5 protein-coding genes and 3 tRNA genes are annotated in these 6,599 nt (G+C 69.3%); 4 read left to right on the plus strand and 4 right to left on the minus strand.

Annotation, left to right across the window (positions count from 1 at the left end; genetic code table 11):
• Positions 1-10: 10 nt before the first annotated feature.
• On the minus strand, positions 11-1,636 hold the full coding sequence (locus ACGFH6_RS17600; RefSeq protein ID WP_393384803.1) for an acyl-CoA dehydrogenase family protein: 1,626 nt from the start codon (positions 1,634-1,636) through the stop codon (positions 11-13).
• Between the two features lie 18 nt (positions 1,637-1,654).
• Between ACGFH6_RS17600 and ACGFH6_RS17605 the strand changes: the two genes are divergently transcribed.
• From ACGFH6_RS17605 to ACGFH6_RS17620, 4 genes are all read left to right on the plus strand, one after another.
• Entirely contained in the window at positions 1,655-2,980 is a 1,326-nt protein-coding gene (locus ACGFH6_RS17605) for a YhjD/YihY/BrkB family envelope integrity protein (protein WP_393384805.1), read from the plus strand.
• A 147-nt stretch (positions 2,981-3,127) separates the two neighbouring features.
• Positions 3,128-4,195: a ribosome small subunit-dependent GTPase A gene (rsgA, locus tag ACGFH6_RS17610; RefSeq protein ID WP_393384807.1), complete on the plus strand. Its 1,068-nt coding sequence runs from the start codon at positions 3,128-3,130 to the stop codon at positions 4,193-4,195.
• Between the two features lie 61 nt (positions 4,196-4,256).
• Positions 4,257-5,000 (plus strand): SDR family NAD(P)-dependent oxidoreductase, encoded by a 744-nt coding sequence (locus tag ACGFH6_RS17615; protein ID WP_393384809.1) that lies wholly within the window; start codon positions 4,257-4,259, stop codon positions 4,998-5,000.
• Positions 5,001-5,176: 176 nt separating this feature from the next.
• Entirely contained in the window at positions 5,177-6,022 is an 846-nt protein-coding gene (locus ACGFH6_RS17620) for a DMT family transporter (protein WP_393384811.1), read from the plus strand.
• Between the two features lie 287 nt (positions 6,023-6,309).
• Here ACGFH6_RS17620 and ACGFH6_RS17625 read toward each other — a convergent pair.
• The 3 genes from ACGFH6_RS17625 to ACGFH6_RS17635 all read right to left on the minus strand — a co-directional run bounded on the left by ACGFH6_RS17625 (position 6,310) and on the right by ACGFH6_RS17635 (position 6,594).
• Positions 6,310-6,381, minus strand: a tRNA-Val gene (locus ACGFH6_RS17625).
• A gap of 37 nt (positions 6,382-6,418) precedes the next feature.
• Positions 6,419-6,489: transfer RNA gene (locus ACGFH6_RS17630), tRNA-Cys, on the minus strand.
• A gap of 32 nt (positions 6,490-6,521) precedes the next feature.
• Positions 6,522-6,594, minus strand: a tRNA-Gly gene (locus ACGFH6_RS17635).
• Positions 6,595-6,599 lie beyond the last annotated feature (5 nt).

The following is a 6,599-nucleotide window of genomic DNA, read 5'->3' on the forward strand; positions in this document are numbered from 1 at the left end:
CCGCTCGGAGTCAGAGGCTGCGGTCGGTGATCAGGCCGAACGGCGTGGTCCGCGGGAGGGTGCCGAAGACGCCGCCCCAGTCGTTCGCCAGCCGGGACGCGACGAAGGCGTCCGCGACCGCGGGAGTCGAGTGCCGGACGAGCAGGGACGCCTGCAGGCACAGCGCCATCCGCGCGGCCAGCCGACGGGCTCCCGCCTCCGCGCCCTCGACGTCAGCAAGCGCTTGCAGTACGTCGTTCACCGCGGTGTCCAGGCGCTCGTCCGCACCCCGCGCCGCGCCGACTTCCAGCAACCACGCCTCGAGCGACTCGGGCCGTCTGAGGGCTCGCAGTACGTCGAGGGCGTTGACGTTCCCCGACCCTTCCCAGATCGAGTTCAGCGGGGACTCCCGGAACAGCAGAGGCATCCCGGACTCCTCGACGAACCCGTTCCCGCCGAGACACTCAAGGGCCTCGGCGGCCATGAACGGCGTCCGCTTGCTCACCCAGAACTTTGCCAGCGGCAGCCCGATCCGCCGGAACGCGGCCTCCTGCTCGTTGCCGCCGGCCGACGCGTCGACGGCCGCCGCAAGCCGCATCGCGAGCGCTGTCGCAGCCTCACTCTCCAGCGCCAGGTCGGCCAGCACGTTCTGCATCGCGGGCTTGTCGGCGAGCAGGTCACCGAACGCCGAACGGTGGCGGGTGTGCCAGAGCGCCTCCACCAGCGCGCGCCGCTGCAGAGCGGCCGAGCCGAGGACGCAGTCCAGCCGGGTCGCGGCCACCATCTCGATGATCGTGCGGACCCCGGCGCCCTCGTCGCCGAGGCGGTAGCCGACCGTGCCGTGGAACTCGACCTCGCTGGACGCGTTCGACCGGTTCCCGAGCTTGTCCTTCAGCCGCTGCAGGGCAAACGCGTTCCGGTTGCCGTCGGCAAGCACGCGCGGGACGACGAAGCAGCTCAGTCCGTCCGGCGCCTGCGCCAGTACCAGGAAGACGTCGACCTGTGGCGCCGAGCAGAACCACTTGTGCCCGTTCAGCTGGTACTCACCGTCGTCACCGGCCGGCGTCGCGGTGGTCAGGTTCGCCCGGACGTCCGAGCCGCCCTGCTTCTCGGTCATCCCCATCCCCGCGAGTACGCCGGTCTTGGTGGCCGCAGGCAACCGGCGTACGTCGTACTGGCGCGAAGCCAGCTGTGGGACCCACTCCTTGGCGAGCCGTTCGTCGGCCCTGAGAGCGGGGACGGCGGCGTACGTCATCGAGATCGGGCAGCCGTGGCCGGGCTCGACCTGGGACCAGACGTAGAAGCCGGCCGCGCGGGTCAGGTGTGGGGAGGGCTGGTCGCTCATCCACGGCGCGGCCTGCAGCCCGAAGTCGACGGCGCGCTCCATCAGCCAGTGCCAGGAGGGATGGAACTCGACCTCGTCGATCCGGTTCCCGTACCGGTCGTGCGTGCGCAGGACCGGTGGGTTCTGGTTCGCCGGGAGTGCCTGGGCGAGGGCCTCTTCGGAGCCCGCGAGCTCGCCGATCCGGGTCAGTCCGGGATCGTCCGCGAGGTCGGCGTACGGACGCAGAGCGTCACCGAGGGCCGTGTCCCGGGTGAAGAAGTTCACCCCCTGGAGTGGGGGAGCCTGATTCGTTACCGCGAATGGGTCCGCCATGTCAGTACGGTAAGCGGTATGGCACGTTCAGGGGCAAGACCCGCGGGTGGGAGCTCCCTCTCATTGGCATGGGTCCGCAAGATCCCCGCGACGACCTGGAAGCTGCTCACCCAGACTGTCGGTGTCTGTCTGCGCTACCGGGTCACCGGTCTCGCGGCCGAGGGGGCGTTCTTCGCGATCCTCTCGCTGCCGCCGCTGATTTTCGGGCTGGCCGGAAGTCTGGGTTACATCGCCAGCAAGTACTTCGAGGTCGAAACGATCGACGACATCAAGGCGCAGATCGTCGAACTGGCCGCCCGGGCGCTGACCGCCGACTCGGTCCAGGGTGTGATCGTGCCGACCCTGGACCAGGTCCTGAACGGCGGCCGGCCGGACGTCATCTCGATCGGTTTCGTGCTCGCGCTGTGGTCCGGCAGCCGTGCGCTGAACGTGTTCGTCGACACCATCACGATCATGTACGGGATGGGCGGCAAGCGTGGCATCGTCCGGACCCGGGCGCTGTCGTTCTCGCTGTACTGCGCCGCCCTCGTGATCGGCGTGATCGTCCTGCCGCTGGTGCTGGCCGGACCGGACGCCGTACAGGCCCTGCTGCCGCACCGCCTCGACTTCCTGAACCAGCTGTACTGGCCGGTCGTCACGATCCTGTCCGCTGGCTTCTTGAACACCCTGTACCACCTGTCGGTGCCGGTGCGGACGCCCTGGGTCTCCGATCTGCCCGGGTCGTTCCTGGCGCTCTCGATCTGGATCCTGGGCAGCTTCGTCCTGCGCTGGATCCTGCAGAGCACGGTCGGCGGTACGTCGATCTACGGTCCGCTGGCGGCACCGATCGCCGTACTGATGTGGCTCTACATGACCGCGATCGCGGTGCTGATCGGCGCGGCGCTGAACGCGGTCGTCGACCGGCTGTGGCCGCACAAGGTCCGGGTGACGGAGATGGCCAAGGAGACCCCGGACGAGGTCGAGCCGGTGATGAAGGCGGAGTCGGAGCCGCATCACGACTACCCGCTGACCCCGGTCGCGCAGGAGCGGCCGGAGATCGAGATCGCGCGGAAAGTCGAGGGCCTCGGCGTACCGGCGGCGGACCAGCCGCCCAAGGCCCCGTCGTCGGAGCGGCCACCTACGGACCGGCCACCCACGGACAGGCAGCGGACGGACCGGCCACCGACGGACCGGCCGCCGAAGGCTCCGGCGGCCGAGCCGGGACCGAAGACCGAGGTCGCCGAGCCGGCCCCCGGGCCGACACCGCAGCGCAAGCCCGATCCGGCCCCCGGGGCGGCGCCGCAGCGCAAGCCCGAGCCGGTCGGAAAACCCGGTGCGCAAACCGACACCGACGACCTACGCTGACGCCATCAGCCGGTCCTGGACCAGGACCGCAGGACTTGGAAGGGAGGCGCCCGCCATGAGCTTGGATCAGGCCCACCGGGCCGATGTCTCCCACCCCGTCCGTCCGCTGAGCTGACCTCGCGGCCGGACCCTCCGAAAGGTTCGCCGATGTCAGCCACACTCCAGGCCCTGGGACTCGACAGCTCCACGGCCGACTACCTGAGCTCTGTCCCGGCCGAGCTCGTGCCGGGTCGCGTCGCCCGGGTCGACAAGGGCCTGGCGACGGTACTCACCGAGGACGGCCCGGTCCGCGCGACGTGGTCCAGTGCGCTCCTCGCCGCGATGGCCACTGACCCCCAGGCCGGCCCATGTACAGGGGATTGGGCCGTACTGCGGTACTGGCCGGACGACCGGATCACGATCGAGTCCCTGGCCCCACGGCGTACGGCGATCGTGCGCGCGGAGGTCGGTGGTTCGTCCAGAGGCCAGGTGCTCGCGGCCAACGTCGACGTGATCGCGATCGTCGTCGGCCTGGTGCCGGAGCCGAACATCGTCCGGATCGAGCGCTTCCTCGCGCTGGCGTGGGAGAGCGGTGCACGGCCGGTCGTCGTACTGACCAAGTCGGACCTTGTCGGCGATGCCGACGCCCTCGCTGAGGATGTGGCGCGTGCTGCGCCGGGTGCCGACGTACTGGTGTGCAGCGCGACGACTGGTCAGGGCCTGGAGTCGGTACGGGCGCTGCTGGACGGTGACGCGACTGTGGCGCTGCTCGGGTCGAGTGGTGCGGGGAAGTCGTCGCTGGTGAACGCGCTGGCCGGCGTGGAGTTGCTGGACGTGCAGGACATCCGTGAGGACGGGAAGGGCCGGCATACGTCGGTCCGGCGTGAGCTGATCGTGCTGCCGGGTGGAGGCGTGGTCATCGACACGCCTGGGCTGCGAGGGATCGGTCTGCAGGAGTCCGGTGAGGGGCTGGCTGCGGCGTTCCCGGACATCACGGCGCTGGCTGAGCAATGCAAGTTCAAGGACTGCGCCCATGCGACTGAGCCCGGGTGCGCTGTGCGGGCTGCGCTGGAGGACGGCACGCTGCCGATCCGCCGCTTCGAGAGCTGGACCAAACTGCAGCGCGAGGCCGCGTTCATGGCCCGCCGCAACAACCTCCGCCTCCGCGCCGAAGCCAAGAAGCAATGGGCTCGCCAGTCCAAGGCCTACCGCCGCGACGTGAACCCACGCCAGTAGATCGACGCCCTCCCTGCTCCTCCGGCCCCAAGGCGGTCGGGTGGAGTGAAAGGATCGGGGCATGGGTCGTTCTGTGTTGGTGACGGGGGCTTCGCGGGGGATTGGGGCGGCGACGGCGCAGGCGTTCGCGGCCGCGGGGGACCGGGTGGCGGTGCACTACGGCGCCTCGGCCGACGCTGCTGAGACTGTGCTGAAGTCCTTGCCGGGATCGGGGCATGTGCTCGCGCATGCCGATCTGGCTGATCCGGCCGCGATCCAGACGATGGTCGACGACGCAGCGTCCGCTCTCGGCGGGATCGACGTACTCGTGAACAACGCCGGCGTCTACCACCCCCATCGCATCCGCGAGACGACGTACGCCGAATGGCAGCAGGCCTGGGCGGACACCCTCGCGGTGAATCTCGTCGGCCCGTCGAACGTCACCTGGTGCGCGGTCCGGCACATGGGCCGCGGCGGCCGGATCGTCAACGTGTCGTCCCGTGGTGCGTTCCGCGGCGAGCCCAACCAGCCCGCGTACGGCGCCTCGAAGGCGGGCATCGTGTCGTTCACCCAGTCGCTGGCCCGTGCCCTCGGCCCGGAAGGCATCGCCGTGACCGCGATCGCGCCCGGCTGGACGACCACCGACATGGCCGCCGTACACCTGACCGGCGATGGCTACGACCGCCGCCGCAGGGAGAGCCCACTCGAACGCGTCGCCGACCCGTCGGAAGTCGCGGCGGCGATCCTCTACCTGGCGTCGCCGGAGGCCGAGTTCGCCACCGGCACGGTCCTGGACTTCAACGGCGGCTCCCAGCTGCGGATGTAATTCGCTCGGCCGGCTCGCGCTTTCGGGCTAGGGTCCTGACCGTGCATCGCATCATCACCCCGCCGACCGCCGCTTAGGCGGACGGTCACTCGGTTAGCGCCCAGGTTCTGACCTGGGCTTCTTCGGGCTGTTCGCAGACGACCCACATTCTCCCGCGAACATCCCGGAGTACTTCGATGCTGCACCGACCCACGAAGACGCGCGCCCTCGCCTATGTAGCCTTGGCCGGCCTCGCCTGGGGCACAGGCGGTCCCACCGGCGCCCTGTTGTTCCAATCCAGCGGTCTGACGTCCACCGCGATCTCTTTCTGGCGACTGGCCACTGGCGCCGCCTGGCTGCTCTTGGCCAACTGCCTCTTCACCAGAACCCCGATCCGCGCCACGTTCATGGCCGCGCCAAGGCGATACATCCTCACCGGTCTAGGTCTGACCGCCTGCCAACTCGGCTACTTCGCCGCCATACCCCGAGTAGGCGTAGCTGTAGCCACCGTCATCTCTCTGGGCGCCGGCCCGCTCTTCATAGCCCTGGCAACCCGAGAACGCATCACGCCGGCACTCCTGCTGGCAGTCCTAGGTCTGGCTCTCCTGGTAACAGCCCCAGGCACCGCCATCACCGCATCCCTCCCCGGCATCCTCCTGTCCCTCCTCTCAGCAGCCGGCTACGCCGCCACCACCCTCCTCAACCGCGACCACCCAGCCCCCACCACCACGGCGCTCCTGGGCTTCACCACCGCAGCCCTGGCGCTCCTGCCACTAGCCCTACTCGAAGGCCTGACCCCAAACGCGGCAAGCTGGCCCACCCTCGCGTACTTCGGTCTCATCCCCACCGCCCTCGCCTACACCCTCTTCTACTCAAGCCTCCGCACCCTGACCCCCTCAACAGCAGCCGTCCTAGCCCTCCTAGAACCCCTAACAGCCACAGCCCTAGCCGTCCTCCTCTTCCACGAACACCCAACCCCCCAAACCCTCACAGGAGCCGCCACCCTCCTAACGGCAGTAGCCCTAAAAGCCCGCCGCCCCTAACCCGCTGCTTGAACTCGGCGGTCTGACCGCGCAACCACCCCACCCCAGCCACACACGAAACCCATCAGGCGGTGAGCAACCCCCGCCGGCAACTGTCCCGCGCCGGCCAGCCCCCGCCCGGAACCGTCCCCGCGGCGCCCAACCCCAGCGGGCCGAGCGAAGCGAAGGCCCCAGAAGGGGGTGCGGGTGGCGGAGCCCCCGCTCGCGGCGAGCGCAGCGCTGCCGCACAAACGACGAAGGCGACGCGGTCCGCGCACTCCGCGGACACACGTCGCCCATCGCCTTCGTGGACGATACTGGGATCGAACCAGTGACCTCTTCCGTGTCAGGGAAGCGCGCTACCGCTGCGCCAATCGTCCAAACAACAACAAGAACAACTCTAGATTCAGGGTTGCGAGGTGGAGACGGGATTCGAACCCGTGTACACGGCTTTGCAGGCCGTTGCCTCGCCTCTCGGCCACTCCACCAGGAAGAAAGCTGGCCTGCCGAACCCTCTCCGAGCGGACGACCGGGTTCGAACCGGCGACCTCAACCTTGGCAAGGTTGCGCTCTACCAACTGAGCTACGTCCGCATCGC

The organism is Kribbella sp. NPDC049227 (assembly GCF_043197265.1).
Lineage (GTDB): Bacteria > Actinomycetota > Actinomycetes > Propionibacteriales > Kribbellaceae > Kribbella.

Excerpts from the sequence above, each read along its gene's own strand:
- ACGFH6_RS17600 (WP_393384803.1), bottom strand. The coding sequence starts at position 1,636 with ATGGCGGACCCATTCGCGGTAACGAATCAGGCTCCCCCACTCCAGGGG.
- ACGFH6_RS17605 (WP_393384805.1), top strand. The coding sequence starts at position 1,655 with ATGGCACGTTCAGGGGCAAGACCCGCGGGTGGGAGCTCCCTCTCATTG.
- rsgA (WP_393384807.1), top strand. The coding sequence starts at position 3,128 with ATGTCAGCCACACTCCAGGCCCTGGGACTCGACAGCTCCACGGCCGAC.
- ACGFH6_RS17615 (WP_393384809.1), top strand. The coding sequence starts at position 4,257 with ATGGGTCGTTCTGTGTTGGTGACGGGGGCTTCGCGGGGGATTGGGGCG.
- ACGFH6_RS17620 (WP_393384811.1), top strand. The coding sequence starts at position 5,177 with ATGCTGCACCGACCCACGAAGACGCGCGCCCTCGCCTATGTAGCCTTG.